The following is a 25,224-nucleotide window of genomic DNA, read 5'->3' as shown; positions in this document are numbered from 1 at the left end:
CTCGCTCCCGCCGTCACGCGCTGTGAGCGACCGTCTCGTCCGGTTCCGTGCCCAGCAGCCCCCGCTGTGCCGCCACGAGCGCGATCTGGAAGCGCGTGCGGACGCCGAGCGTCTCGGCGAGGTCGCTGATGTGCTTCTGCACGGTGCGTCGGCTGACGCCCAGAACGCGGCCGATGGCGTCGTCGGTGAGGCCGGCCGCCATGAGGCCGAGCACCTCGTGCGTGCGCGGCGGGAGCGTGCGGTCGGCCAGCGTCTCGGGGAACGCGCGCGATGCGCGGCTCCACAGGTTCTCGAACAGCTCGACCAGGGCGTGCACGATCCCTGGGGCGTGAACCACGAGCGAGCCGGAGAGCGGGTCGTCCGGGTCGTTGGGCAGCAGCGCGACGCGCCGGTCGATCAGGACCAGCTTGAGCGGGACGTCGTCGAGCAGTCGGTGGGTTCCCCCGCGCGCGACGCCGAGCTCGACGGTCCGCAGCGACAACGCCGTGCCGAACGAGGAGCGCTCGTAGATGCTGCGCTCGGTCACGCCCGGCTGGAGCGGGATGTCGGCGGCGGAGCCCGCCGGGCGCTGTGTGGACGACACGTAGGGCGGCCTGGCCAGGTGCAGGATCTCCGACGTCGCCCCCTGGAGCAGCTGCTCGTAGACGGCCCCCACCTGCTCGGGCTTGACGACGGCCTCGACGTGCGGGGCCCGCGCGCGCCGGCCGATCGCGGAGAGGTAGTCGTCCTCCAGCTGGTCGACGTGCTGCTCCCACCGCGCGAGCTCCGTCCGGCGTTGCGCGAGCAGCGTGCTCAGGGCCGCGCGTGGCGGCAGCGCGGCCCAGCGGTCCACGGTGCCCTCGACGCGGACGACGAGCCGGTCGCGCTCGAGCGCTGCAAGGGCCGCCCGCAGCTCGGGCACCGTGGCGCCGAGCGTCTCGGCGATCGTGGGCTCGTCCGCGTCGGCCTGGCTGACGAGCAGCTTGAGGACCTGCGCGGCGACCGGGTCGAAGCCGGGGAGCGGGCGAGCGGCGAACAGCGGACGGTTCACGGGGACCTCCTCTGCGGCGGCGGTACCGGAAAGGTACTCCCATTTCCGCTGGATGGGTCCTGCGCGCCGCCGAGACGACCACCAGGGGAGATCTCGGCGGCCGCCGGCGAGATCGGTGCGCCTAGCCCCGCCGGGCGAGCAGCGCCCGCGCCACCGCGAGGTCCGGCTCGACGAACCAGGCTTCGTGTCCCTCGAGCACCCACAGCAGCTCGGTGAGGCAGCGACCCAGGGTCCAGGCAGCCGCCCGGTCCCGGTCGAGGCTGGCCACCTCGGTGAGCTGGTCGAACCGCCGCAGGAGCTCGCGCTCGGGGTCGCCGGTGGCCACGGCCTCCTCCCACCGGTTGTGGACGGCTGCCAGCAGCTCGTAGCAGGGGTCGCCGACGAGCGGCTTCGGGTCGATCGCGAGCCAGTCGCCGCGCTCGGCGGCGGGCGTACCGGCCAGCGGCGCGAGCACGTTGGTGTAGTGCAGGTCCCAGTGCAGGAACCGGTGGCCGGGCTCGGGCAGCACCCCGGCCAGCGCGCCCGCGCAGCCGTCGAGCACGGCACGCCAGCCGGCGTCGGGAGCGGCGGCGCGCGGGGCGGCGTCGAGCACGCGTGCACCGATGGCGGCGAGGGACCGCAGCGGCACCCCGGCGGGCGCGGCGTGCCGGTGCAACCGGCCGAGGAGCCCGCCGATCACGTCGAGCGCGTCGGGCACAGGCAGCGCCTCGAGCGAGCGCGCGGCGTCGAGCCGCTCGAGGAGCATCGCCCCGCTCGCCTCGTCGTGCGCGAGCAGCCGCACCGCGCCGTCGCCGTCCCAGGTGCGCAGCGCCACCGGCTCGCCGACGGTCTCGTCGTCCACGGGCTGCACCTTGAGCACGGCGGCCCCGCCGTCGCTGCGCCGGACGGGCACGATCCACCCGACGGCGCCGTGCGTCGTCGGGCCGTCGAGCTCCAGCGCCCAGGCGTCCAGCAGCCGCGCGACGACGCCCGGCGCTGCGTCGACCCAGGCCTGCGCCGCCTCGCCCCAGTACTCGCGGTGCCAGGCGTGCAGCCGCTCGGGCACCGCCAGCGGGTCGTGGTCCACGGCCCTCAGACTGCCGTGAGGTGCAGCACCAGCGCCTGCACCGGCCACAGGGTCGGGAGCTGGAGCCCGACCTCGGCGAGCAGGCGGCCGGGCACGACCACCGGATCCTTGCCGAGCCAACCAGGCGTGACCCAGCCACAGCGAGCCGTACCGACCTCGTCCCGGACGCGCACCGCGTAGGACCGCTCGGGGTCGAGGCCCGGCAGCCGCAGCCGCTCGGCGAGGGCCTCCTCGGGCGCCGCGACGCTCGCGATCATCCACACGGAGGCGGACCCTTCGGGCGCGACGACGCCACGCACGCGCAGCACTGGGTCGGCGACGTCGGGGTGCACCACCGTGCCCGAGTGCAGCAGCCCGCGAAGGTCGCCGTAGAGCTCGGCGTACGCGGCCACGCCCTCGATCTCCGTGTCCGTGCACGTCAGCAGGTCCCACTCGAGACCGGCGTGGCCCTGCAGTGCGACGGCGGCTCGATACGACAGCTCCGTCGCGCGATGCGAGGAGTGCGCCGGGGACGGGCCGACGTGCGCGCCGATCAGCTCGGGCGGCAGCACCAGCTCGGTCCAGCGCTGGACCTCGAGGCGCTCGGCCGGGTCGTTGCTGTCGCTGGCCCAGACGCGGTCGGTGTGCGCGAGCGCGCCGAGGTCGGTGCGAGCGCCGCCCGAGGAGCACGACTCGATCTCGAGGCCGGGATGCTCGGCGCGGACGGCGTCCATGAGCCGGTAGGCGGCGAGCGTCTGCTCGTGCGTGCCCGGTCGCCCCTCGTGCACCGGCTCGACGAGGTCGCGGTTGTGGTCCCACTTGACGAAGTCGACGCCGAGCCGGCCGATCACGGCCGACATCTGCGCGCGGACGTGCTCGAACGCGTCGGGGTCGGCCAGGTCCAGCACGTACTGCGAGCGGAACGAGAGTCCGTCGGGCGACGGCACGGACGCCGGGTTCCCGAGGATCCACTCCGGGTGGGCGCGTGCGACGTCCGAGTCGAGGCTCACCATCTCAGGCTCGAACCAGAGCCCGAGCTGCATCCCCAGGCCGTGCACCAGGTCGGAGAGCGGTTCGAGGCCGTCCGGCCATTTCTGCCGGTCCACGACCCAGTCGCCCAGCGACGTCGTGTCGTCGTTCCGCCCGGCGAACCAGCCGTCGTCGAGCACGAACCGCTCGACGCCGACGGCGGCCGCCCGCCGCGCGAGCGCCTCGAGCCGCGCTGGGTCGTGCTCGAAGTACACCGCCTCCCAGGTGTTCAGTACGAGCGGGCGTGGCGTGCTGGGGTGGTGCGAGCGGGCGCGCACCCAGGTGTGGAACCGGTCCTGGATCCCGTCGAGGCCTCGGTCCGACCACGCGAAGTACGCAGTCGGCGTCATGTACGTCTCGCCGGGTGCAAGGTGTACCTCGTGCGGCCGCAGCAGCTCGCCCGCGCCGAGGAGCGTCACGTGCTCCGTGACGCGGTCGAGCCGGTGCCGGGCGTCGGCGCTCCAGCCGAGGTGCACCGCCCAGACCTCGCCCGTGCGGTTCCGCGGAACGTCCCGGGACGCGAGCGTCACCCACGGCTGGTCGTGGCCCGGTCTCCCACGCCGCGACTCGCGAACCCAGGTGCCGCGGGGCATCGGCGTCGTCGTCGGCGTCTTCTCGCGGCTCCACCGGCCTCCGAACGAGGTGGCGTGGTCCGCCGCCTTGGGTACCGGCAGCGTCGCCTCGAGGTGCACCACCTCGAGGGGGGCGTCGTCGCCGCCCGCCGCGTTGGTGACCGCGTGCGTGAGGAGCACGAGCCCGCCGGCGCCGATCTCGAGCCGGGTCACGAGGCCCAGGCCCGACGCCGTGTCGTCGGCCTCGACGACGAGCGTCGCGTCGTCCGGCTGCTCCACCGCGCGCACCTGCCAGCGGGGGAACACGGGCCGGCCGCCCTGCGCGAGCAGGATGCCGGGACGGCCCGACCAGCCGTCCGACTCCTGCGGCAGCAGCGGCAGGCGCCAGGCGGCGTCGAGCGTGCCCGGAGGAGTCTGGCGGCTCGTGACGACGTCGAGCGTCGCGAGGCCTGCGGCGTCGAGAACGCCCAGGTCAACGCCCCAGTGCACCACCGCCGGCAGACCGGCGGAGGGGACGTGGACGACGACACCCACTCCGTCCCGGTGCAGGCCGATCGCACCACGCGAGCGTTCAGGTAACGACGTGATCACGATCACCCCTGTCCCTTGATCTTTCTTTCCTTGACGAAATAATGAACCCGTGGCGGGGAGACCTCGCCACTATCACCGGCAGAGTCGCCGCGCTCGCGCAGAGACGCGCAGAAAGAGGATCGACGATGTTCCGCTCACGCAACAGGAGGCGTGCCGCAGTTGCCGCGGCGGCGACCTCCCTGCTCCTCCTCACCGCCGGGTGTTCCGGCGCCGGGAACGCGCAGACCCAGCAGTCCTCGGAGCCCGCTCCCACGGTATCGGGCCTGGGCGACGCCCAGAGCCTCGTGGGCCAGTACCCCCGCAACGAGACCGTGTTCACGTCCGGCGCCCAGTGGGGTCCGCCGTCGAGCTGGAACCCGATCCCCGGGTCGGGTGACGCCACCGGCGTCCGCGGGCTCCTCTACGAGCCGCTGTTCGGGTTCGACCCCCAGAAGCTCGAGCTGACCCCCTGGCTCGCCGAGTCGGGCAAGTGGACCGACGCCGACACCTACACCCTCAAGCTGCGCGACGGCCTGAAGTGGACCGACGGCCAGCCGCTCACCGCCGACGACGTCGTATTCACGGTGGAGCTCGGCAAGAAGCCGGCCATCCCGTGGTCGAACCTGTGGACGTGGCTCACCTCGGTGAAGAAGGTCGACGACACCACGGTGACGTTCGACTTCAAGGACCCCCGCCCGCAGGAGTTCGAGAACTTCCTCTACAGCCGCATGATCCTGCCGAAGCACGTCATGGCGGCGTGGTCGGACGACGAGCTGCTCTCCAACCCCAACAAGAACCCCGTCGGCTCGGGCGCGTTCAAGTACAGCACCCACGGCCAGGACCGCATGGTCTGGGAGCGCAACGACGACTGGTGGGGCATCCAGGGCATGAACATGCACATGCCCATGAAGTACGTCGTGGACATCGTCAACCCGTCGAACGAGGTGGCGCTCGGCCTGCTCATGCAGGGTCAGCTCGACCTGTCGAACAACTTCCTCCCGGGCATCAAGCAGCTCGCCGACTCGGGCAAGGTCAAGACGTACTTCGCCGACGCGCCTTACATGCTCTCGGCCAACACCGCGATGCTCATCCCGAACGCCACGAAGGCCCCCGGCAACGACCCGGCCTTCCGCAAGGCGCTCGCGAACGCCATCGATGTCGACACGATCGTCTCCTCGGCGTACGGCGGCATCGTCCAGAAGGCCAGCCCGGTGGGCCTGCTCCCCGCGTACGAGAAGTACTACGACAAGGGCGTCATCGACGAGCTGGGCTTCTCCTTCGACCCGAACAAGGCCAAGCAGATGCTGGCCGACGCCGGCTACAAGGACAGCGACGGTGACGGGTTCGTCGAGAACAAGGACGGCTCGAAGATGGACCTGGACCTCCAGGTCCCGGCCGGCTGGACCGACTGGATGGACGCGTCGAAGATCATCGTCGACTCGGCGGGCAAGGCGGGCATCAAGATCACGGGCTCGACGCCGGACTCCAACGCGGTCGACCAGAACCGGTCCTCCGGCAAGTTCGACCTCATGCTCAACAACTGGGCCGCGATCTCGAACACGCCGTGGACCTACTACAACTACCTGTTCCACATGCCGGTCCAGGACCAGCAGCTCGTCGGCAACTTCGGCCGCGTGGACTCGTCCGCTGCGTGGAAGGACGTCGAGGCGCTGGCCCGCACCCAGTCCGACGACCCGAAGTTCCAGGAGACCATGAGCAAGCTGCAGCGCGAGTCGCTGGAGCAGATGCCCATGATCCCGCTCTGGTACAACGGCCTCTGGGCTCAGTACTCCGAGGGTGCGTGGACCAACTGGCCCACCAGCGACGGCTCCAACACGGCCTACCCCTGCACCTGGGGCGGCTACTGGCAGCTCGGCGGTCTGCAGACGCTCGCCAACCTCAAGCCCAAGGCCTGACGGTCTGACGGACTTCATGCGGTGGCGGGTCCGTACGGGCCCGCCACCGCCCCCAGCCGACGTCGTCTGGAAGGGCCGCCGTGCGCACCTACCTTCTCCGCAAGACCGCGATCTACGTGCTGACCTTCGTGGCCGCCGTGTCGCTCAACTGGGTCCTTCCCCGGCTCATGCCGGGCGACCCGGTCCAGACCATGATCAACCGCGCCGCGGTCGCGCACCCCGAGTCGATCGCCGCGATGCACACCTACTACGAGAACGTGTTCGGGCTCGACGTGCCGTTGTGGCAGCAGTACCTCAACTACTGGGGTGCGCTGCTGCGCGGTGACCTGGGCACCTCGGTGTGGCTGTTCCCCACCCCGGTCTCCGAGGTCATCGGCGGTGCCGTGCCGTACACGCTCGCGCTCATGCTGCCGTCGATCCTCCTGTCGTGGATCGCCGGCAACAGCCTCGGCGCTCTGGCCGCACGCAACAGGTGGCTCGACAACACCCTGCTGCCCGTGGGCTATGTGCTCACCGCGATGCCGTACATGTGGCTCGCGATCCTGCTCGCATGGTCGCTCGGCATCGTCGCCGGCTGGTTCCCCGTCGCCGGCGGCTACGACTTCTCGATGGTGCCGACGTGGTCGTGGGCGTTCTTCCTCGACCTGCTGCACCACTGGGTGCTGCCGTTCCTGTCGCTGTTCCTCGTGCAGCTCGGCGGCTGGGCGATCGGCATGCGCAACCTGATCATCTACGAGCTCGAGGCCGACTATGCGAACTACCTCTCCGCGCTGGGCGCACCCCGCCGGCTCGTCCGCGGCTACGCCTTCCGCAACGCGATGCTGCCGCAGCTCACCGGCCTGGCGCTGCAGATCGGCACGGTCGTCGGCGGCGCCCTCGTCACCGAGGTGGTCTTCGCCTACCCGGGCCTGGGCAAGCTGATCCTGTCAGCGATCCAGAACCAGGACTTCTTCCTGCTCCAGGGCGCGCTGCTGTTCATCGTGATCGGCGTCCTGATCGCCAACTTCGTCATCGACATCGTCTACGTCGCGGTCGACCCGCGGACGCGGACCGGGATGCAGGGAGCCACGGCATGACCACGCCCGCCGTCACCACGCAGACGGACGTCTCGGTGGTCCCCGCCGACGACAGCCCCGTCGGGGCGCCGCGCCGGCGCCGGAACGAGACCCTCTACTTCGCGCTGCGCAACCCCAAGGTCGTCGGCGCCGTCCTCGTCGTGGGCGTCATGCTCGTCGCGGGCATCGTCGGCCCGTACCTCGTGCCGTACTCGCCCACCGAGCGGATCATCGGCGCCACCATGCTGCCGCCGAGCTCCGAGCACTGGTTCGGCACGACGATGCAGGGGGAGGACGTGTTCTCCCAGTTCATCTTCGGCCTGCGCTCGACGTTCCTGGTCGGCATCCTCGGCGGCGGCATCGCGGCCGTCGTCGGCATGACGATCGGGTTCATCGCGGGCTACCGCGGCGGCCTGCTCGACGAGCTGCTCAACATGCTGACCAACATCGTGCTGGTCATCCCGGGCTTCGTGGTCCTCATCATCATCAACGCCTACCTGGGCGTCCGCTCGCTGCCGATGCAGGCGCTGTTCATCGGGCTCTCCTCGTGGCCATGGGTGGCGCGCGCGGTGCGCGCCCAGACGCTGTCGCTGCGGGCCCGGGACTTCATCGACCTGGCGCGCATGTCCGGGCAGGGCACGGGCTCGATCATCCGCCGCGAGATCGCGCCCAACATGTACTCGTACCTGTTCATGACCTTCGTGCTGCTGTTCGGCGGAGCCGTCCTCACGGCCGCGGCGCTCGACTTCATCGGCCTCGGGCCGACGGGCACCGGCGTGATGTCGCTCGGCCTGATGATGAACCAGGCGGTCCAGTGGAGCGCCCTGACGCTCGAGCTGTGGTGGTGGTTCGTGGTGCCCGGTGCCGGCATCACGCTGATCGTCGGCTCGCTCTACGTGATGAACGTGGGGCTAGACGAGGTCTTCAACCCCAAGCTGAGGGAGATGTGACCGTGAGCGAGCGTAGCGAGCGAACCAGACAACACAGCGCCATGAGTGCCTCGTGCGCGCACGGAGCGAAGCGGGTACGCGCATGAGCCTCAAGGTGGAGGACCTCAAGGTCTACTACGCGTCGCTCCGCGGCGACGTGAAGGCGCTCGACGGCGTGAGCTTCGAGGTGGCCGACGGCGAGATCATGGGCGTGGCCGGCGAGTCGGGCTGCGGCAAGACGACGCTGGGCAAGTCGCTGATCCGGCTCGACTCCCGCATGCGGCACGTGGGGGGCGCCGTCGAGATCGACGACCGCGAGCTGAAGATCGGTGACGAGAACGCGATGCGCAAGCGTCGCTACAAGGACGTCTCGCTCATCCCGCAGTACGCGATGAGCGCGATGAACCCGACGCGCAAGATCGGCCGCATGATCGCCGACCTGGTGGGCGCGCACGGGAAGCGCTTCAGCGAGGTGAAGCCAGAGCTGGTGCGGCGCCTGCGGCTCGTGGGCCTCGACCCCGAGGTGCTCGACCGGTACCCGATCGAGCTCTCGGGCGGCATGAAGCAGCGCGTCGTCCTGGTGATGTCCACGCTGCTCAACCCGTCGCTGCTCATCGGCGACGAGGTCACGAGCGCGCTCGACGTCACCAGCCAGAAGGCCGTGGCACGGGCCCTGGTCGAGTTCCGCGACGCCGGGTTCGTGACCTCGATGATCATCATCACGCACGACATCTCGGTGCTGTTCCAGGTCGCCGACACGATCATGGTCATGTACGCGGGCCACCTCGCCGAGAAGGCCCCCGCGCGCACGATCATCGAGAAGCCGCTGCACCCCTACACGCAGATGCTCATCGGCGCGCTGCCCAAGGTGGGCGACCGGTACGGCGAACAGGAGCTCGAGGGCATCGCCGGCCGCCCGCCGTCGCTGCTCAACCCGCCGCAGGGATGCCGGTTCCGCGACCGCTGCCCCCTCGCGAGCGCGAAGTGCCTGGAGCAGCCCCCGTTCGTCGAGGTGGCCGCAGGCCACCAGGTCGCCTGCTGGGAGGTGGCGTCATGACCGCGACCGCGACCGCCACGCCGGTCCTCTCGCTCGAGGCCGTCGACAAGGTCTACAAGGTCGGCACGTTCGGCACCGCCGAGCTGCGCGCCGTGCGCAGCGCGACGTTCGACGTCAACGCCGGCGAGGTGGTCTCGCTCATCGGCGAGTCCGGCTCGGGCAAGTCGACGCTCGGCAAGATGGTGCTGCACCTCGTCTCGAGCGACGGCGGCACGATGCGGGTGTCCGGCAAGGACGTGACCCGCCTCAAGGGAAGCGCCCGGCGCGGCTACTACCGCGACGTCCAGGGCGTGTTCCAGGACCCGTTCTCGTCGTTCAACCCGATCTACAAGGTCGACCGGGTGTTCGACGCGCTGCACCGCTCGTACTTCCCGAAGGTGCGGCGCGCCGAATGGGACGGCCGCGTGCACGAGGCGCTCGAGTCGGTGACGCTCCGGCCCGACGAGATCCTCGGCAAGTATCCGCACCAGCTCTCGGGCGGCCAGCTCCAGCGCCTGCTCGTGGCGCGGGCGCTGATGCTGTCTCCCAAGCTTCTCGTGGCGGATGAGATCATCTCCATGCTCGACGCCTCGACCCGCATCGACGTGCTCAACCTGCTGGTCGAGCTCAAGCAGCGCGGACTCGGGATCCTGTTCGTCACGCACGACCTGTCGCTCGGGAACTACGTGTCCGACCGCGTCGTGATCCTCTACAAAGGGCGCGTCGTCGAGGCAGGGGCCACCCGCGCCGTGTTCGACGACCCGCTGCACCCCTACACGCGCGACCTGCTGGCCTCCGTGCCGCAGCTCGACGCGACATGGGAGGAGGTCGAGGCGCGCGAGGCCGAGCGAACGGCACGGCTCGCTGGGACCTGCGCGTTCCACGAGCACGACCCCTCCGCGCCGGCCGGCGCCGAAGGGCTCGTGGAGGTCGCGGACGGACACCAGGTGGGCTGCTTCCGCCTGGGCGCGGACGACCCGTGCCCGCTCGACGCCTGAACGGCGCGCGCGGGTTCGGAACGACAAGGGGGAGGAACAGGTGCACGGGATCGGTCCCGGCCACGCCAACGCGAGGTCGACGATCATCGACGCCATCCGGGCTGCCGGCGTGGTGAGCCGCACCCGCCTGGTTGCGGCGACCGGGCTGACGGGTGCGACCGTCTCGAAGGAGGTGCGCGCCCTGCTCGACGAGGGTCTCGTCGTCGAGACGGGCAACGCGCCCTCGACCGGGGGCCGGTCGCAGGTGCTCCTGGAGCTGGAACAGTCCAGCCGCTACGCGGCCGGGCTGCACCTCGACCACGACGGCGTCACGGCGGTGCTGCTCGACCTCGGCGGCGCCGTCGTGGCCGAGCAGCGCGTGCGCTGGACGAGCGAGGTCGCTCCGCAGTCCGTGGTCGACACCATGGTGGTGCGCGTCCACGCGATGCTCGACGGCATCCGCGCCCCGCGCGACCGGCTTCTCGGCATCGGCGTCGTCTCGCCGGGGCCCATGACGCCGGGCGAGGGCATCGTGATGTCGCGGCCGGCCATGCGTGGCTGGGTCCGGTTCCCGCTCGCCGAGCGGCTGCGCCAGGCGTCGCACCTGCCCGTCGTCGTCGACAACGACGCCACGGCGTCGGCCGTCGGTGAGCTGTGGACGGGCGGTGCGCGCGGCTCGACGGCGTTCGCCGCGCTCTACATGGCGACCGGTATCGGCTCGGGCACCGTCGTCGACGGCGTGCCGTACCGCGGCGCGAGCCTGAGCGTCGGCGAGATCGGCCACGTGTGCGTCGAGCTCGACGGTCCGGAGTGCTGGTGCGGCAACTCCGGGTGCATCGAGGCCGTCGCCGGGCCGGGCGCGGTCGTCGCCGAGGCGCGCGCGGCCGGGCTCCAGGTCCGCGACTCCGGCCTCACCGTGGTCGAGGCGTTCGCCGAGGTGGTCAAGCTCGCCCGCCGCGGCGACCGGACGGCGAAGCGGATCGTGCAGCGCTCCGCGGAACATCTCGCCGTCGCTGCGCAGACCCTCTGCTCGCTCATGGCCGTCGACCTCCTGCTCCTCACGGGCACCGGGTTCGACATCGCCGGAGACCTCTACCTGCCCGCGGTGCGCGAGCGGCTCGCCCGCTCGTTCGCGGCCCACGAGGGCCCCGGCGTGCGCGTCGAGGTCTCCCGGCACGCGCAGCGCTCACCGGCCGTGGGCGCCGCCGCGCTCGTCCTCCAGGAGAGCCTGGTGCCCCGGCAGTTCAACACCCTGCTCGCGATCGAGCCCGACACAGTCGTCGTGCCCTCCGCCCGCTGACCCGACCCACCCTCCCGAAGGACCTGACGATGACGCACGTCCCGACCACCTTCCGCGCCCTCCACGAGGGCTGGACCCTCACCGCCGTGGACGGCCCCGTGCCCTCCGAGGCCGCGGCGGCGCTCGCAGCGGGGATCCCCGCCGTCGTGCCGGGCGAGGCGCACCTCGACCTGGTCGCCGCGGGGCTCCTCGCGGACCCCTTCGACGGCGACAACGAGTCCGCGCAGCAGTGGGTCGGGGACACGTCGTGGCGGTACTCGACGACGTTCGAGTGGTCCGCCGGGGACGCGGACCGGCACGACCTGGTCGCCTACGGCCTGGACACGGTCGCGACCGTCGAGCTCAACGGGGCCGTGGTGGGCCACACCCAGAACATGCATCGCGGGTTCCGGTGGGACGTGCGCCCGCTGCTGGCCGAGGGCACCAACACGCTCACCGTCACGTTCGCGGCGCCCGTGCCCGAGGCGCTGGCACGTGCCGAGCGGGACGGCGCGCTGCCGCGCGTCAACCACCACGAGTACAACCAGCTGCGGAAGATGGCGTGCTCGTTCGGCTGGGACTGGGGCATCGACGTCGCGGGCGCGGGCATCTGGAAGCCCATCGGGATCGACTCGTGGTCCGGGGTGCGGATCGCGTCCGTGCGGCCGCTGGTCGACGTCGTCGCGTCGGTCGCGGGCGGGCACGACGGCGTCCTGACGGCCCACGTGGAGATCGAGCGCGCGGGCGCCGACGGGGACGTCGACGTCGCGGTGGCGGTGACGCCGCCGTCGGGCGGGGCGGCGCTGACCGCGACCGGCGTGGTGCCGGCGGGTGCCACGAGCGCGGCGGTCGAGGTGCGCGTGGCCGACGTGCAGCGCTGGTGGCCGGTGGGCCACGGCGAGCAGCCGCTCTACGCAGTCGAGGTGACGGCGTCGGCCGACGGCGAGGCCCGCTGGACCGGCCGCGTCGGCTTTCGCACGGTCTCGGTCGACACCGCCGACGACGCGGCGGGCGCGCCGTTCGTGCTGCGCGTCAACGGCGAGCCGGTGCTCGTGCGGGGCATCAACTGGATCCCCGACCACGCGTTCCTCACGCGCGTGACCCGCGAGCGGTACGCCCGCGGCATCGCCGACGCCCTCGATGCCAACGTCAACCTGTTCCGCGTCTGGGGCGGCGGCATCTACGAGAACGACGACCTGTACGACCTCGCGGACGAGGCCGGCATCCTGCTGTGGCAGGACTTCCTCTTCGCCTGCGCCGCCTACTCCGAGTCGGACGAGATGCGGGCCGAGGTCGAGGCCGAGGCGCGCGAGAACGTCGCGCGGCTGTCGCCGCACCCGTCGCTCGTGATCTGGAACGGCAACAACGAGAACACCTGGGGCCGGGTGGACTGGGGCTGGGGCGGCACGCTCGGCGGGCGCCCGTGGGGCGACGGCTACTACCGCGAGCTGCTGCCGGCGATCGTGGCGGAGCTCGACCCGACGCGGTTCTACGCGCCGGCCAGCCCGTACTCGTTCGGGGAGTACCGGCACCCGAACGACGAGCGCTACGGCACCATGCACGTCTGGGACGTGTGGAACCGGGCCGACTACACCGTCTACGGGTCGTACAAGCCGCGGTTCGTGAGCGAGTTCGGGTTCCAGGCGCCGCCCGCGTGGTCGACGCTCACCCGCGTGGTGCACGACGCGCCGCTCGACCCGTTCGGGCCGCAGATGCTGGTGCACCAGAAGGCCAACCTCGGCAACAAGAAGCTCGAGCGGGGCTGGCAGGGCCACCTGCCCGACCCGGCCACGATCGAGGACTGGCACTGGACGACGCAGCTCAACCAGGCGCAGGCGATCCGGTTCGGCATCGAACATTTCCGTGCACTGGCGCCTCATTGCACCGGCACGGTGCTGTGGCAGCTCAACGACAACTGGCCCGTCGTGTCGTGGGCCGCCGTCGACCACGACGGGCACCGCAAGCCGCTGTGGCACGCGCTCCGCGACGCCTACGCGCCGCGGCTCGCGACCCTGCAGCCGCGGGCGTCGGCGGCCGCGCAGGCGTCGGCGTGGGAGGGGCTCGAGGCCGAGCCCGACACCATCGCGCTCGTGCTGGTCAACGACACCGCAGAGCCGTTCGCCGGGACCTTCACCGCGACGCGGCAGGCGTTCGACGGGACCGTGCTCGCGAAGGCCGTGCTCGACGGCGCGGTGCCCGCGCGCGGGGTCGCCGAGGTCGTGGTTCCCGTCGACGTCGCCACGTTCGGCGACGCCGCGCGCGAGGTCCTGGTCGTCACGCCCGACGCGGCCGCGCCCGCCGGGTTCGCGCCTGCCTTCCTGAACGGCGCCGACGTCGTCGGGCAGGCGCTCGACCCGGAGCCGCTGCAGGTCAGCGCCGCGTCCGTCGAGGGCGGGGTGGAGCTGACGGTCACCGCGACGTCGTACGCCCGCGACATCTTCTGCCACGCCGACAAGGCGGACCCGGCCGCGCGGGTGCACGGTGGCATGGTCACCTTGACCGCGGGGCAGAGCGTGACGGTACGCGTGACCACGACGGCCGACGTCGACCCCGCCTCCTTCGCTGCGCACGTGCGCTGCGCCAACGACCTGATCGGAAGGACCTCCGAGTGAACGAGACCTCCGCGCACGGGCCCGCTCCGGTGCCCGTGCCGTGGCAGAGCCTGCCCTCGCACCGGTCCTGGCTCGACGACGAGACCCGGCGGCTGCTGGCCTTCGGGGCGGCGGCCGCGCTGCCCGCGCCTGGGGGTGCCGCCTACCTGGACGACGCCGGCGTGCCCGACCCGTCGCTGGGCGTGCAGACGTGGATCACGGCCCGCACCGTGCACTCGTATGCGCTGGGTCATCTGCTGGGCCTCCCGGGCAGCGCGGCCGTTGCGGACGCGGCGCTCGCCGGGCTGACCGGTCCGCTGCGGGATTCCGAGCACGGCGGGTGGTTCCACGCGGTGTCCGCCGCGGGGGAGCCCGACGTCCCCGCCGGGAAGAGCGCCTACGACCACGCGTTCGTCATGCTCGCGTCGGCGTCCGCGACGATCGCCGGGCGGCCGGGCGCGGTCGGCCTGCTCGCCGAGGCGACCGCCGTCTACCTCGAGCGCTTCTGGGACGACGCCGCGGGCCGCCCCGTCGACACGTGGGACGTCGCGTTCACGACCCTCGACGACTATCGCGGCCTCAACGCCACGATGCACTCGGTCGAGGCGATGCTCACCGTCGCGGACGCCGTCCCGGTCGTGGAGGCCGGGGCCTGGCGGGACCGGGCCGCGCGGGCCGCGGCGTTCGTCGTCGACCTTGCGGCGGAGCACGACGGGAGGCTGCCAGAGCACTTCGGGCACGGCTGGGAGCCGGACCTCGAGCTCAACAAGGACCGCCCGGGCGACCAGTTCAAGCCGTACGGGGCGACTCCAGGCCACGGCCTGGAATGGGCGCGGCTGCTGCTGCACCTGGAGGCGATTACGGCGGGGTCGAACGGCGACCTCGTGCGCACCGCCGTCGCGCTCTTCGACCGCGCCGTCGCCGACGGCTGGGCCGCCGACGGCGCCGACGGGTTCGCCTACACGACCGACTGGTCGGGCGCGCCGGTGGTGCGCACGCGCATGCACTGGGTGCTGTGCGAGGCGATCGCGACCGCGGCCGCACTCCACGCCCGCACGGGCGAGGCACGCTTCGCCGACTGGTACGCCACCTGGTGGGACTACGCCGAGAAGCACCTGCTGGACCGCCGGGAGGGGTCCTGGCACCACGAGCTCGACCCGCGGAACCGCCCGGCCGCGACGGTCTGGCCGGGCAAGCCGGACGTCTACCACGCGCTGCAGGCGACGCTGATCCCGCGCCTGCCGCTGGCGCCGATGCTGGGCGCGGCGCTGCGCGCGGGGGAGCTGCGATGAGGTTCGTCGTGGTGGGGGAGGCGCTGGTCGACGTCGTGCCGGCAGTGCCGAGCCCGGTGGTTTCGGCAGAGGTGCCGGAGCTCGGCAGTGCCGAAAGCCGAGAACAGGCCGGCCTGCCGAAGACGCGGGACCTGCCTGGCGGCAGCCCGGCCAATGTCGCCGTCACGCTCGGACGGCTCGGCAGGCAGGCGACCCTCGTCACCACCCTCGGCGACGACGCTCGCGGGGCACTTGTCCGCGGCTGGCTCGAGGCGTCCGACGTCGACGTGGTGGCCGCGGCGCCTGCGACCGGGCGGACGTCCACGGCGGCCGTCGTGCTCGACGCCCGCGGCGGTGCTTCGTACGACTTCGACCTGACGTGGGACCTGCCCGCTCAGCTTCTCGAGGCTCAGGTCGACCGCGCCGACGTGGTGCACGCCGGCTCGATCGCCACGGTGCTCGAGCCCGGGGCCGACGCTGTCGAGGCCGCGCTGCGGGGCGCGGCCGGCCGGGCGCTGGTCTCGTTCGACCCGAACGCGCGCCCGGCGATCACGCCCGACGTCCCAGCGGTGCTCGGGCACGTCGAGCGGCTCGTCGCGCTGAGCGACGTCGTCAAGGTGTCTGAGGAGGACCTCGCCTGGTATTACCCGGGCGTCGAACCGGTCGAGGCCGCGCAACGCTGGGCCGCGCACGGCCCCGTCCTCGTCGTCGTCACTCTCGGCGGCGACGGCGCGATCGCGGTGCGGGGCGACGACGTCGTGCGCACACCGGGCGTGAAGGTCGACGTCGCCGACACGATCGGTGCTGGGGACACGTTCATGGGGGCGTTGCTGGACGCGCTCGCGGGGGAGGGTGCCGTCGGGGCGCAGGCGCGTGCGGTGCTCACTGCACTCACGCCGGAGCAGCTCGCGCATGCGCTCACGTGGGCAGCCCGCGCGGCCGCGGTCACGGTCTCGCGTCCGGGGGCCGACCCGCCGACGCGCGCTGAGCTGGAGAGCTGAACCACGGCGCCCGATCGTCGAGATCCACGGATCTCGCTCGGTCCTTGCCGCGGCGTCGACGTGGCTACCCTGGCCGCGGCGTGGGCTCCTGCACGCCAGGCGTACTGCCCGCCACCGACTCGAGCCAGCCGCGCAGGTGGGCCGGGGAGTCGGGCACGAAGGGCAGCTCGTCGAGCATCGCCAGCACCCGCCGCGGCGAGACCCACTCGCCCCAGGCGACCTCCTCGGGCTGCCAGGTGATCGGGCCGTCCCAGGTGCAGGTGAAGCAGAACGCGCGGTAGCGCACGTGCTCGTCGGCGTAGTCGGCCTCGCCGATCGGCTCGAGCGCGACGCCGGTCACCCCGAGCTCCTCGGCCACCTCCCGCACCGCGGACTCGGCGGGGTCCTCGCCCGCCTGCACCACACCGCCCGCCGCGAAGTCGTAGAGGCCCGGGTAGACGTCCTTGGTGTCGGTGCGGCGGTGCACGTAGACGTCGCCGCGGTGGTTGCGCACGACGACGGCGGTCGCCGCGTGGCGCAGGTTCAGCGCCCGCACCTGCGCCCGGTCGGCGGTCTCGCCGCTCGGGTGGCCCTCGTCGTCGTACAGCGACACCAGCTCCATGAGCGCATCCTCGCAGGCGCGGGCGTGGCGGAGATCACCCGACGGCACCGTTTGCGCAGGCTGGCCACCCCAAGTGCCCCGGCATACACTGACCGACGGCCCGGATGTGGGCCTTCGCAGCGCCGACCACCACGGCGCCCGGGACTCAGGAGGTGGCACGCCATGCGCAGCGAGCCCCCGAGTAGTCCCTGCCGCGGCTGACGCCCGGCGGACCTCTTCTCCACCGCAGCGGCGCCGCGGCACACCCCGCGCACCCATCCCTCGCACGGTTCGGCGCCGGCACCTTGACGTGCCCGCGACCCGCCGCCGTGCGCGCCCGCGGAGGTTCCCCCATGACCACGTCCCTGCCCATCCGTACCCAGCGCCCCGGCGCGCCGCGGACCATCCAGCGCGGCCTCGGCGGTGTGCTGCGCCCGCGCCGTCGGCCTGGTGAGGCCGCACCGGTCGCCGACATCCTGCCGGTGCGCCGCAACGCCGTCGTCACCTCGGCGATCTACGACGACGGCTGCCGCACGTCGAGCCACGCGCGCCTCGGCGAGACCTTCCGTGCGCTGCGCTCGCGCCCGGGCGGCATCGCCTGGATCGGCCTCGAGCGGCCCGACCCGGCCGAGCTCGCCTCGCTCGCCGCGGAGTTCGACCTGCACCCGCTCGCGGTCGAGGACGCCATCCAGGCCCACCAGCGCCCCAAGCTGGAGCGCTACGGCGACACGCTGTTCGTCGTCCTCCACGCCGCGCGCTACGACGACGCGGCCGAGGAGGTCGAGTTCTCCGAGCTGCACCTCTTCGTCGGCCCCGACTTCGTGGTCACGGTGCGGCACGGCGGGTCCCCGAACCTGCCGGCGGTGCGCCGGCGCATGGAGTCCGACCCGGAGATGCTCGCGCGCGGCCCGGAGGCCGTGCTCTACGCGATCCTCGACGCCGTCGTCGACGGCTACCTGCCCGTGGTCAGCGGCCTCGAGAACGACATCGACGAGATCGAGTCCCAGGTGTTCACGTCCGGGGCCGAGGCCTCGCGGCGCATCTACGAGCTGTCGCGCGAGGTGGCGGACTTCCAGCGCGCGGTGCGCCCGCTGCGCCAGGTCTGCCACGCGCTGACCCAGGGCTTCACCAAGTACGCCGTGGACGAGGAGCTCCAGGCCCGGTTGCGCGACGTCGTCGACCACCTCACCGAGGTCGCCGAGCGTGTCGAGACCCACCGCGGCGCCCTGCGCGACATCCTCACCGTGAACGCGACGCTGGTCGCCCAGCGGCAGAACGAGGAGGCCAAGGTCCAGAACGAGGAGGTCAAGAAGATCTCCTCCTGGGCGGCCATCCTGTTCGCACCGACGGTCGTCGGCGGCATCTACGGGATGAACTTCGAGCAGATGCCGGAGCTGCACTGGGCGTTCGGGTACCCGTTCGCCCTGGGGCTCATGGTTGCGGTGAGCGGGGTCCTCTGGGGGATCTTCCGGTTCAAGCGCTGGATCTGAGCGCTACCTTCCTCCTCGTCGGTCGAGCAGCGGCAGAGCGGCAGGGCCGTAGGCTGTCCAGCGTGTACGAGGGCGCAGTCCAGGACCTGATCGACGAGCTCGGCCGGCTTCCCGGCGTCGGGCCCAAGAGCGCCCAGCGCATCGCCTTCCACCTGCTCGCGGCCGATGCCGCGGACGTGCGCCGGCTCGCCGACGCGCTGCTCGAGGTCAAGGCGCGCGTGCGGTTCTGCGAGATCTGCGGCAACGTCGCCGAGGCCGAGCGCTGCCGCATCTGCTCCGACCCGCGGCGCTCCGACGAGGTCATCTGCGTCGTCGAGGAACCCAAGGACGTCGTCGCGGTCGAGCGCACGCGCGAGTTCCGCGGGCGATACCACGTGCTCGGCGGGGCAATCAACCCCATCGAGAACGTCGGCCCCGACGACCTGCGCATCAAGGAGCTCCTGACGCGGCTGGCCGACGGCCGCGTGCAGGAGGTCATCCTCGCGACCGACCCGAACGTCGAGGGCGAGGCCACGGCCACCTATCTGGCCCGGCTCATCGGCCCGATGGCCATCACAGTTTCTCGTCTCGCCTCCGGGCTGCCCGTCGGGGGAGACTTGGAGTACGCGGACGAGGTGACGCTCGGACGGGCATTCGAGGGACGCCGGGTCGTCGGACGCTGAAGGTCGAAAGGGGCACGTCATGGGGGAGATCCACGCCGGGAGCGACCTGCGCGAGGTCGCGGAGACGACACAGGCTCATGTGCGCGCCTTCCTGTCGACGGTGACTCAGGTCGCCTCGGGCTCGGCGCCGGGCGCGGAGCTGTCCCTTCTGCTGCTCTCCACGAGCGACCTGCTCGCGTGCGGCGCGCACCTGGCCGCCATCACCGACGTCGTCCCCTCCGAGCGCTTCGAGCCCGACGCCGGCCCGGACACCGACGTCGACCCGCTGCGGGCCGCGCTCGCCAAGATGTTCGACGGCTTCGACGACTACATCGAGGTGGTCGACCCGGTGCTCGGCGTCGAGATCGGGCCCGCCACCATCTCCGGCGACCTCGCCTGCGTCGTCGAGGAGCTGGCCAAGGGGCTGGCGCACTACGACGACGGCCACGAGCTCGAAGCGCTGTGGTGGTGGCAGTTCTCCTACCTGTCCTCCTGGGGCGAGCGCGCGGCCTCGGCGCTGCGCGTGCTCCAGGCCGTGCTGGCCCACCTGCGCCTCGACGTCGACGACGACGTCGCGCAGGAGGCGGAGTACGACGCGTTGCACGCCTGACCGCATCACCGAGCGGCGCCGAGGGCTGGAAGCCCCATGCCCGCGTTCGGGTGAGAACATTCGCGGGTGCCCGAGCTCGACCTCCTGACCTGGATCCTCCTGCTCCTCGCCGGGCTCACCGCGGGCTGGGTCGACGCCGTCGTCGGCGGCGGTGGGCTCGTGCAGCTCCCGGCGCTGCTGCTCGTCCCCGGCATCGCCCCCGTCCAGGCGCTGGCCACCAACAAGGTCGGCTCGATCATGGGCACCTCGACGTCGGCGATCACCTACGCCCGGCGCGTGCACCCTGACTTCACCACCGCGGGGCCCATGGCGGTCGCGGCGCTCGCAGGCGCCGTCGGGGGAGCGGCGCTGGCGTCACACATCCCGGCGTGGGCGTTCAAGCCGATCATCCTGGTGGTCCTGATCGCGGTGGCGATCTACACGGTGCTCAAGCCGTCGCTCGGGGAGCACACGCAGCTGCGCTGGGAGGGCAACCGGCACCGCGTCACCGCCGCGGTGACCGGCCTCGTGATCGGCGTGTACGACGGCATGCTCGGCCCGGGCACGGGGACGTTCCTCGTGATCTCGCTGGTGGGCGTGCTCGGGTACGCGTTCCTGCCGGCCTCGGCGCTGGCGAAGATCACCAACTTCGCGACCAACCTGGGCGCGTTGATCTTCTTCGTTCCGGCGGGGCACGTCATCTGGCATCTGGGGCTCGCGGTGGGCGCGGCCAACCTCGTGGGCGGGTACGTCGGTGCGCGGATGGCGGTGGCGAAGGGGTCGCGGTTCGTGCGGGTCATCTTCATCGTCGTGGTGACGGCTCTCATCGTGCGGCTGGGCTACGACGTCGTCACCGGGGCGTGAGGAGCCCGCACGACGTCGCCACATGCGCACGCGCGTTGAGACAGCGGGCGGCGGGGCCTCGCGCGGCACGTACCATCGGAACGCAAGCACAAGCACCCGGCGGGCCGTTGAGAGAGACGGAGGCCGGCGACAGAAAGAGCTGAGCATGGCACTTGTCGTGCAGAAGTACGGCGGTTCCTCGGTCGCGGACGCGGCCAGCGTCAAGCGCGTGGCCAAGCGCATCGCGGAGGCCAAGCGGGCAGGTAACGACGTGGTCGTCGTGGTGAGCGCCATGGGCGACACCACGGACGAGCTCCTCGAGCTCGCCGCGCAGGTGACCCCCCTCCCCCCGCAGCGAGAGCTGGACATCCTCCTCACCGCCGGTGAGCGCATCTCGATGTCGCTCCTCGCGATGGCGATCAACAACCTCGGGGTCAGGGCCAAGTCCTTCACGGGCCAGCAGGCCGGCGTCATCACCGACGCCGTGTACGGCAAGGCGCGCATCGTCGACGTCGTCCCTGCCCGGATCCGCGAGACGCTGGACAAGGGGCAGGTTGCGATCGTCGCCGGCTTCCAGGGCGTCAACACCGACACCAACGACGTGACGACGCTGGGCCGCGGCGGGTCGGACACGACCGCCGTCGCCATCGCGGCCGGCCTCGGCGCCGACGTCTGCGAGATCTACTCCGACGTCGACGGCGTGTTCACCGCCGACCCGCGGATCGTGCCGAGCGCCCGCAAGATCGACCAGCTGACCTACGAGGAGATGCTCGAGCTGGCGGCGTCGGGCGCGAAGATCCTCGCGCTGCGCGCCGTCGAGTACGCGCGCCGGTACCAGGTGCCGGTGCACGTGCGCTCGTCGTTCTCCAACGCCACCGGGACCTTGGTCACCGGCACGTACGGCGACTTCATCGACCCCAACAACTCGACCTACCAGGAGGCCGCCGTGGAGGCTCCGATCATCTCCGGCGTCGCGCACGACCGCAGCGAGGCCAAGATCACGGTCGTCGGCGTGCCCGACGTGCCCGGCATGGCCGCCCGCATCTTCGAGGTCGTGGCCGCTGCCGGGGCGAACATCGACATGATCGTGCAGAACGTCTCGGCCGCGCAGACCGGGCTGACCGACATCTCGTTCACGCTGCCCGAAGGCGACGGGCCGGCGACGCTGTCCGCGCTCAAGGCCGTGCAGTCCGAGATCGGCTACGCGTCGCTGCAGTTCGACGACCAGATCGGCAAGCTGTCGCTCATCGGCGCGGGCATGAAGACCAACCCTGGCGTCTCGGCCCGTCTCTTCGGCGCGCTGCGCGACGCCGGCATCAACATCGAGATGATCTCGACGTCGGAGATCCGCATCTCCGTCGTCACGCGCGCCGACTCGCTCGACGAGGCGGTCAAGGCGGTGCACTCGGCCTTCGGGCTGGACTCGAGCGAGGGCGAAGCCGTGGTCTACGCCGGGACGGGGCGGTGATTCGGGTGGCGCAGATCAGCCCTGAGGGCGTGAACGTCGCCGTCGTCGGTGCGACCGGCCAGGTGGGCGGCGTCATGCGTCGCCTGCTCGCCGAGCGGGAGTTCCCGGTCAAGGAGATCCGGTTCTTCGCGTCCGCGCGGTCCGCCGGCTCGGTGCTGCAGTTCGAGGGGCGCGACGTCGTGATCGAGGACGTCGCCGCGACCTCCACCGAGGACCTCGCCGACATCGACATCGCGCTGTTCTCGGCCGGCGGCTCGACGTCGAAGGAGCACGCGCCGCGGTTCGCGGAGGCGGGCGCCGTCGTCGTCGACAACTCGTCCGCATGGCGGCGGGACCCGCAGGTGCCGCTCGTGGTCTCCGAGGTGAATCCCGACGCGATCGCCGAGGCCGAGCTGGGGATCATCGCCAACCCGAACTGCACGACCATGGCGGCTATGCCGGTGCTCAAGCCGCTCGCTGACGAGGCCGGGCTCGAGCGTCTGCGGGTCGCGACGTACCAGGCGGTGTCCGGGTCCGGTCTCGCTGGTGTGGAGGAGCTCGCCGGGCAGGTGCGGGCGGCGGTCGGGCAGGACCTGGAGGGCCTTGCGCACTCCGGTGCTGCGGTCGACTTCCCCGCGCCTGTGAAGTACGTGGCACCGATCGCGTTCGACGTCGTCCCGCTGGCCGGGTCGCTCGTCGACGACGGGTCGCTCGAGACGGACGAGGAGCAGAAGCTCCGGTTCGAGTCGCGCAAGATCCTATCGCTGCCGAACCTCGCCGTGGCCGGGACGTGCGTGCGCGTGCCGGTGTTCACGGGGCACTCGCTGGCGATCCACGCGGAGTTCGCCTCGCCGATCACGCCCGAGCGTGCGGTGGAGCTGCTCTCCGCGGCCCCGGGTGTCCAGCTCACGGACGTGCCGACGCCGCTCGCCGCCGCGGGCGCCGACCCCTCGCTGGTGGGGCGCATCCGCGTCGACCAGTCGGTGCCGGACGGGCGCGGGCTCGTGCTGTTCGTGTCGAACGACAACCTGCGCAAGGGCGCGGCGCTGAACACGATCCAGATCGCGGAGCTCGTCGCGGCGGACATCGCCGAGCTGGCGACGCTGGAGGCCGCCGACGTGGAGTGAGCTCCGCTGTGGGTGCTTCATCTCGGCGCCCCCGTTTCTGGTCGGCTGATCCGTCAACCGATCGGAAGCTGGGGCGCCGATCTGTGTCCCGGCGCAGCGGCGCAGACCGGCTGGCCGGCCGGGCGTGGATCGGGTCAGGCCGCGAACGGGCCGCCCGGCGCGAAGGCGCGCTTCACGAACCGCTCGCCGATGCGGCGGTGCGCCTCCGTGGTGGGGTGCAGGTTGTCCAGGAGGGGCAGCTCGGCCTCGTCGGCCTTGCCGTAGAGCTCGCGGCCGTCGAGGTAGTGCAGGTTCGGGTCGGTCGCGGCGCGCTCCGCGACGATCGCGGCGAGCTCCTTGCGGATCACCCGGAGCGTGAGCTTGCCGGCGTTGACCTCGTTCGGGTCGCCGGTCGCGACGAACCGCATCTCGCCGCGGGCCAGGGCCTCGACGTCGAACGCGCCCGGTCCGGGGGTCGACTCGTGGATGGGGCACAGGATCGGTGAGAGCACGAGCAACGCCCTCGCCTACCGCCGCGTGCCCGACGTCGAGCACGGATGCGCGCGGATCGAGTGGGAGGCCCAGCCCGTCGAGGGCGTCCGTGCCGAGGACCTGCTCGGTGCTCCGGTCGACGCCGTCGAAGTGTCCTGGAGGAACGAGTGCTCGTCCTGGCTGGCGTACTACCTCGACAGCCACGACGGCGAGGCGAAGCAGACGGTCGTGATGGCCGCCGCGCGAGCCGAGGGCTACTCGCCCGACCAGGTCAAGAGGGCCAAGGAACGAGCCGGCGTCACGTCCGTGAAGTCCGCCTGGGGCGGTGCCTGGGTATGGCGGCGGCAGGCCGGCCCCGCGCCAACCGAGCAAAGGGTGCTCACCCCTGAAGCACCGCTCCCTTCGCCCCCTTCGGGGCCGGAGGCGCTCCCTTCGACGTCGGCCGCCGAGCCGGAGCACCACCACCATGCACGGGACGGGTCACGATGAAAACGGGGCGGCCGCGGCTCACGATCGGGGAGTGGGGCAAGGTCACCACCGTCCCCTTCGAGTACCAGGGCAACAGGCGGGTCGCGCTGGCCCACGACGGCCGAAAGTTCTATCGCCCCGACGACGTCGACCGGACCACGCCCACCAAAGCGGACGGGTGGATCGCCCGCGCCCGCGTCCGCGATCCTGACGGGCGCAAGCGGGAGGTCGTGCGGACAGGGACGACGAAGGCGCGCGCCGAGAGCGCCCTGCAGAAGGTGCTCCGGCAGCGGAAGGTGGAGCAAGGGTCGATCAGCGGAGAGATGCTCCTCGACGAACTCGCGAACAAGTGGATCGCCGCGATCGAGGCCGAGCCTGACGGCAAGAAGAAGCAACAGTCGATCTGGCGGTACCGGATCGCGGTGCGGAACCACATCATCCCGAAGGTCGGCGCACTGACGCTCTCGGAGGCGACCACGGGTCGGCTCGACGACTTTCTGAGCGCTCTGCGCAAGGTCCAGCCCGGCACCGCGAGGCACGCGCGTACGTGCCTCGTCCAGATGTTCGACCTTGCCGTGCGCCACGACACCGTCCCCGTCAACCCCGCACGAGGGACCGCCGGGATCCCGTCCAGCGTGAAGAAGGCCCAGGCGCTCACGCCGGAACAGGTCACCAACCTGCTCCGGGACCTTCGCGACGACGAGAGCGCGACGCGCGCGCAGCTCGACCTCATCGCCGAGACCCTCCTGGTTACCGCGACCCGGATCGGCGAGGTGCTCGCCTTGCGCTGGCGTGACGTCGACCTCGACAAGGGCACCGTGACGATCGCCGGGACCACCGTCAGGGTCAGCGGCGAAGGCTTGCACCGTCAGGGGCAGACGAAGACCAACTCGGTGACGATCCACACGATCCCCGCGGCCACCGTCGAGCGGCTCGCCACGCTCCGCGACGATCTGCTCGGAAGTGACGACGACCCGGTCTTCCCCAGCGAGGCCGGCACGCTCCGCGACGTCGGGAACGTCGGCAAGCAGTGGCGGCGGTTCGCCTCTCGGCACCCGGAGTGGACGTGGGTCACGACGCACACGTTCCGGAAGACGGCAGCGACGACCATCATGCGCGCCGAAGGCCTCGACGCCGCCGCCGCAGCCCTCGCGCACTCGAACACCGGGACGACATCGCGGCACTACGTGGAGAAGGCCGCGACGAGGATCGACAACTCCGGCCTGATCGGAGCGCTCATCGAGGGCGGGGCGGACGGCACGTAGCC

Annotated in this window: 22 protein-coding genes; 17 read left to right on the top strand and 5 right to left on the bottom strand. The window is 71.9% G+C overall.

The annotated features are described in order from the left end of the window. Window positions 1-13: 13 nt before the first annotated feature. From ACO4JP_RS17750 to ACO4JP_RS17740, 3 genes are all read right to left on the bottom strand, one after another. On the bottom strand, window positions 14-1,030 hold the full coding sequence (locus ACO4JP_RS17750) for a helix-turn-helix transcriptional regulator (protein WP_425955294.1): 1,017 nt from the start codon (window positions 1,028-1,030) through the stop codon (window positions 14-16). Between the two features lie 121 nt (window positions 1,031-1,151). After that, the gene (locus tag ACO4JP_RS17745; RefSeq protein ID WP_425955293.1) at window positions 1,152-2,096 is read right to left on the bottom strand and encodes an aminoglycoside phosphotransferase family protein; all 945 of its coding nucleotides are present in this window, start codon (window positions 2,094-2,096) and stop codon (window positions 1,152-1,154) included. A gap of 5 nt (window positions 2,097-2,101) precedes the next feature. Continuing rightward, window positions 2,102-4,273, bottom strand: coding sequence for an alpha-galactosidase (locus ACO4JP_RS17740; RefSeq protein ID WP_425955292.1), 2,172 nt, complete (start codon window positions 4,271-4,273; stop codon window positions 2,102-2,104). Window positions 4,274-4,392: 119 nt separating this feature from the next. On the opposite strand from ACO4JP_RS17740, the gene ACO4JP_RS17735 reads away from it, so the two are divergent. The 9 genes from ACO4JP_RS17735 to ACO4JP_RS17695 all read left to right on the top strand — a co-directional run bounded on the left by ACO4JP_RS17735 (window position 4,393) and on the right by ACO4JP_RS17695 (window position 16,301). Continuing rightward, a complete protein-coding gene (locus tag ACO4JP_RS17735; RefSeq protein ID WP_425955291.1) occupies window positions 4,393-6,162 on the top strand; it encodes an ABC transporter substrate-binding protein in 1,770 nt (589 codons plus the stop codon). An 80-nt stretch (window positions 6,163-6,242) separates the two neighbouring features. Then, entirely contained in the window at window positions 6,243-7,238 is a 996-nt protein-coding gene (locus tag ACO4JP_RS17730) for an ABC transporter permease (RefSeq protein ID WP_425955290.1), read from the top strand. Beyond that, window positions 7,235-8,167, top strand: a complete 933-nt coding sequence (locus ACO4JP_RS17725) for an ABC transporter permease (RefSeq protein WP_425955289.1) — start codon at window positions 7,235-7,237, stop codon at window positions 8,165-8,167. The genes ACO4JP_RS17730 and ACO4JP_RS17725 overlap by 4 nt, the downstream gene beginning before the upstream one ends. An 82-nt stretch (window positions 8,168-8,249) precedes the next feature. Next, window positions 8,250-9,203, top strand: a complete 954-nt coding sequence (locus ACO4JP_RS17720; protein ID WP_425955288.1) for an ABC transporter ATP-binding protein — start codon at window positions 8,250-8,252, stop codon at window positions 9,201-9,203. Then, window positions 9,200-10,180, top strand: coding sequence for an ABC transporter ATP-binding protein (locus ACO4JP_RS17715; protein WP_425955287.1), 981 nt, complete (start codon window positions 9,200-9,202; stop codon window positions 10,178-10,180). The genes ACO4JP_RS17720 and ACO4JP_RS17715 overlap by 4 nt, the downstream gene beginning before the upstream one ends. A 40-nt stretch (window positions 10,181-10,220) precedes the next feature. Further along, a complete protein-coding gene (locus ACO4JP_RS17710) occupies window positions 10,221-11,459 on the top strand; it encodes an ROK family protein (protein ID WP_425955286.1) in 1,239 nt (412 codons plus the stop codon). A 29-nt stretch (window positions 11,460-11,488) separates the two neighbouring features. Beyond that, entirely contained in the window at window positions 11,489-14,050 is a 2,562-nt protein-coding gene (locus ACO4JP_RS17705; RefSeq protein WP_425955285.1) for a glycoside hydrolase family 2 protein, read from the top strand. Continuing rightward, a complete protein-coding gene (locus tag ACO4JP_RS17700; protein WP_425955284.1) occupies window positions 14,047-15,321 on the top strand; it encodes an AGE family epimerase/isomerase in 1,275 nt (424 codons plus the stop codon). Before ACO4JP_RS17705 ends, ACO4JP_RS17700 begins: the two co-directional genes overlap by 4 nt. Further along, on the top strand, window positions 15,318-16,301 hold the full coding sequence (locus tag ACO4JP_RS17695) for a PfkB family carbohydrate kinase (protein WP_425955283.1): 984 nt from the start codon (window positions 15,318-15,320) through the stop codon (window positions 16,299-16,301). The genes ACO4JP_RS17700 and ACO4JP_RS17695 overlap by 4 nt, the downstream gene beginning before the upstream one ends. Window positions 16,302-16,365: 64 nt before the next feature. Here ACO4JP_RS17695 and ACO4JP_RS17690 read toward each other — a convergent pair whose 3' ends face one another. Further along, the gene (locus tag ACO4JP_RS17690) at window positions 16,366-16,902 is read right to left on the bottom strand and encodes an NUDIX hydrolase (protein WP_425955282.1); all 537 of its coding nucleotides are present in this window, start codon (window positions 16,900-16,902) and stop codon (window positions 16,366-16,368) included. Window positions 16,903-17,234: 332 nt separating this feature from the next. On the opposite strand from ACO4JP_RS17690, the gene corA reads away from it, so the two are divergent. From corA to ACO4JP_RS17660, 6 genes are all read left to right on the top strand, one after another. Continuing rightward, entirely contained in the window at window positions 17,235-18,371 is a 1,137-nt protein-coding gene (corA, locus tag ACO4JP_RS17685) for a magnesium/cobalt transporter CorA (RefSeq protein WP_425955281.1), read from the top strand. Between the two features lie 62 nt (window positions 18,372-18,433). Continuing rightward, window positions 18,434-19,033, top strand: coding sequence for a recombination mediator RecR (gene recR / locus ACO4JP_RS17680; RefSeq protein WP_425955280.1), 600 nt, complete (start codon window positions 18,434-18,436; stop codon window positions 19,031-19,033). A 19-nt stretch (window positions 19,034-19,052) separates the two neighbouring features. Continuing rightward, the gene (locus ACO4JP_RS17675; RefSeq protein ID WP_425955279.1) at window positions 19,053-19,622 is read left to right on the top strand and encodes a DUF5063 domain-containing protein; all 570 of its coding nucleotides are present in this window, start codon (window positions 19,053-19,055) and stop codon (window positions 19,620-19,622) included. A gap of 66 nt (window positions 19,623-19,688) precedes the next feature. Then, on the top strand, window positions 19,689-20,465 hold the full coding sequence (locus tag ACO4JP_RS17670) for a sulfite exporter TauE/SafE family protein (RefSeq protein WP_425955278.1): 777 nt from the start codon (window positions 19,689-19,691) through the stop codon (window positions 20,463-20,465). A 145-nt stretch (window positions 20,466-20,610) separates the two neighbouring features. Continuing rightward, complete coding sequence (locus ACO4JP_RS17665) at window positions 20,611-21,912, top strand: aspartate kinase (protein WP_425955277.1); 1,302 nt, start codon at window positions 20,611-20,613, stop codon at window positions 21,910-21,912. A gap of 5 nt (window positions 21,913-21,917) precedes the next feature. Next, window positions 21,918-23,018, top strand: coding sequence for an aspartate-semialdehyde dehydrogenase (locus ACO4JP_RS17660; RefSeq protein WP_425955276.1), 1,101 nt, complete (start codon window positions 21,918-21,920; stop codon window positions 23,016-23,018). A 134-nt stretch (window positions 23,019-23,152) separates the two neighbouring features. On the opposite strand, the gene ACO4JP_RS17655 is transcribed toward ACO4JP_RS17660, so the two are convergent. Beyond that, window positions 23,153-23,509, bottom strand: coding sequence for a hypothetical protein (locus tag ACO4JP_RS17655; protein WP_425955275.1), 357 nt, complete (start codon window positions 23,507-23,509; stop codon window positions 23,153-23,155). 25 nt (window positions 23,510-23,534) lie between these two features. Between ACO4JP_RS17655 and ACO4JP_RS17650 the strand changes: the two genes are divergently transcribed. Next, window positions 23,535-23,978 carry a hypothetical protein gene (locus tag ACO4JP_RS17650; RefSeq protein ID WP_425955274.1) on the top strand — a complete coding sequence of 148 codons (444 nt, stop codon included), beginning with the start codon at window positions 23,535-23,537 and terminating at the stop codon, window positions 23,976-23,978. Continuing rightward, window positions 23,975-25,222 (top strand): tyrosine-type recombinase/integrase, encoded by a 1,248-nt coding sequence (locus ACO4JP_RS17645; protein WP_425955273.1) that lies wholly within the window; start codon window positions 23,975-23,977, stop codon window positions 25,220-25,222. The genes ACO4JP_RS17650 and ACO4JP_RS17645 overlap by 4 nt, the downstream gene beginning before the upstream one ends. Window positions 25,223-25,224 lie beyond the last annotated feature (2 nt).

Source organism: Xylanimonas sp. McL0601, assembly GCF_049852175.1.
GTDB lineage: Bacteria > Actinomycetota > Actinomycetes > Actinomycetales > Cellulomonadaceae > Xylanimonas.
The sequence above is the reverse complement of the archived record's forward strand: the minus strand, read 5'-3'. Positions and strand labels throughout refer to the sequence as shown.

Excerpts from the sequence above, each read along its gene's own strand:
- ACO4JP_RS17695 (WP_425955283.1), top strand. The coding sequence starts at position 15,318 with ATGAGGTTCGTCGTGGTGGGGGAGGCGCTGGTCGACGTCGTGCCGGCA.
- ACO4JP_RS17665 (WP_425955277.1), top strand. The coding sequence starts at position 20,611 with ATGGCACTTGTCGTGCAGAAGTACGGCGGTTCCTCGGTCGCGGACGCG.
- ACO4JP_RS17690 (WP_425955282.1), bottom strand. The coding sequence starts at position 16,902 with ATGGAGCTGGTGTCGCTGTACGACGACGAGGGCCACCCGAGCGGCGAG.
- ACO4JP_RS17725 (WP_425955289.1), top strand. The coding sequence starts at position 7,235 with ATGACCACGCCCGCCGTCACCACGCAGACGGACGTCTCGGTGGTCCCC.
- ACO4JP_RS17645 (WP_425955273.1), top strand. The coding sequence starts at position 23,975 with ATGAAAACGGGGCGGCCGCGGCTCACGATCGGGGAGTGGGGCAAGGTC.
- corA (WP_425955281.1), top strand. The coding sequence starts at position 17,235 with ATGACCACGTCCCTGCCCATCCGTACCCAGCGCCCCGGCGCGCCGCGG.
- ACO4JP_RS17735 (WP_425955291.1), top strand. The coding sequence starts at position 4,393 with ATGTTCCGCTCACGCAACAGGAGGCGTGCCGCAGTTGCCGCGGCGGCG.
- ACO4JP_RS17715 (WP_425955287.1), top strand. The coding sequence starts at position 9,200 with ATGACCGCGACCGCGACCGCCACGCCGGTCCTCTCGCTCGAGGCCGTC.
- ACO4JP_RS17705 (WP_425955285.1), top strand. The coding sequence starts at position 11,489 with ATGACGCACGTCCCGACCACCTTCCGCGCCCTCCACGAGGGCTGGACC.
- ACO4JP_RS17675 (WP_425955279.1), top strand. The coding sequence starts at position 19,053 with ATGGGGGAGATCCACGCCGGGAGCGACCTGCGCGAGGTCGCGGAGACG.
- ACO4JP_RS17720 (WP_425955288.1), top strand. The coding sequence starts at position 8,250 with ATGAGCCTCAAGGTGGAGGACCTCAAGGTCTACTACGCGTCGCTCCGC.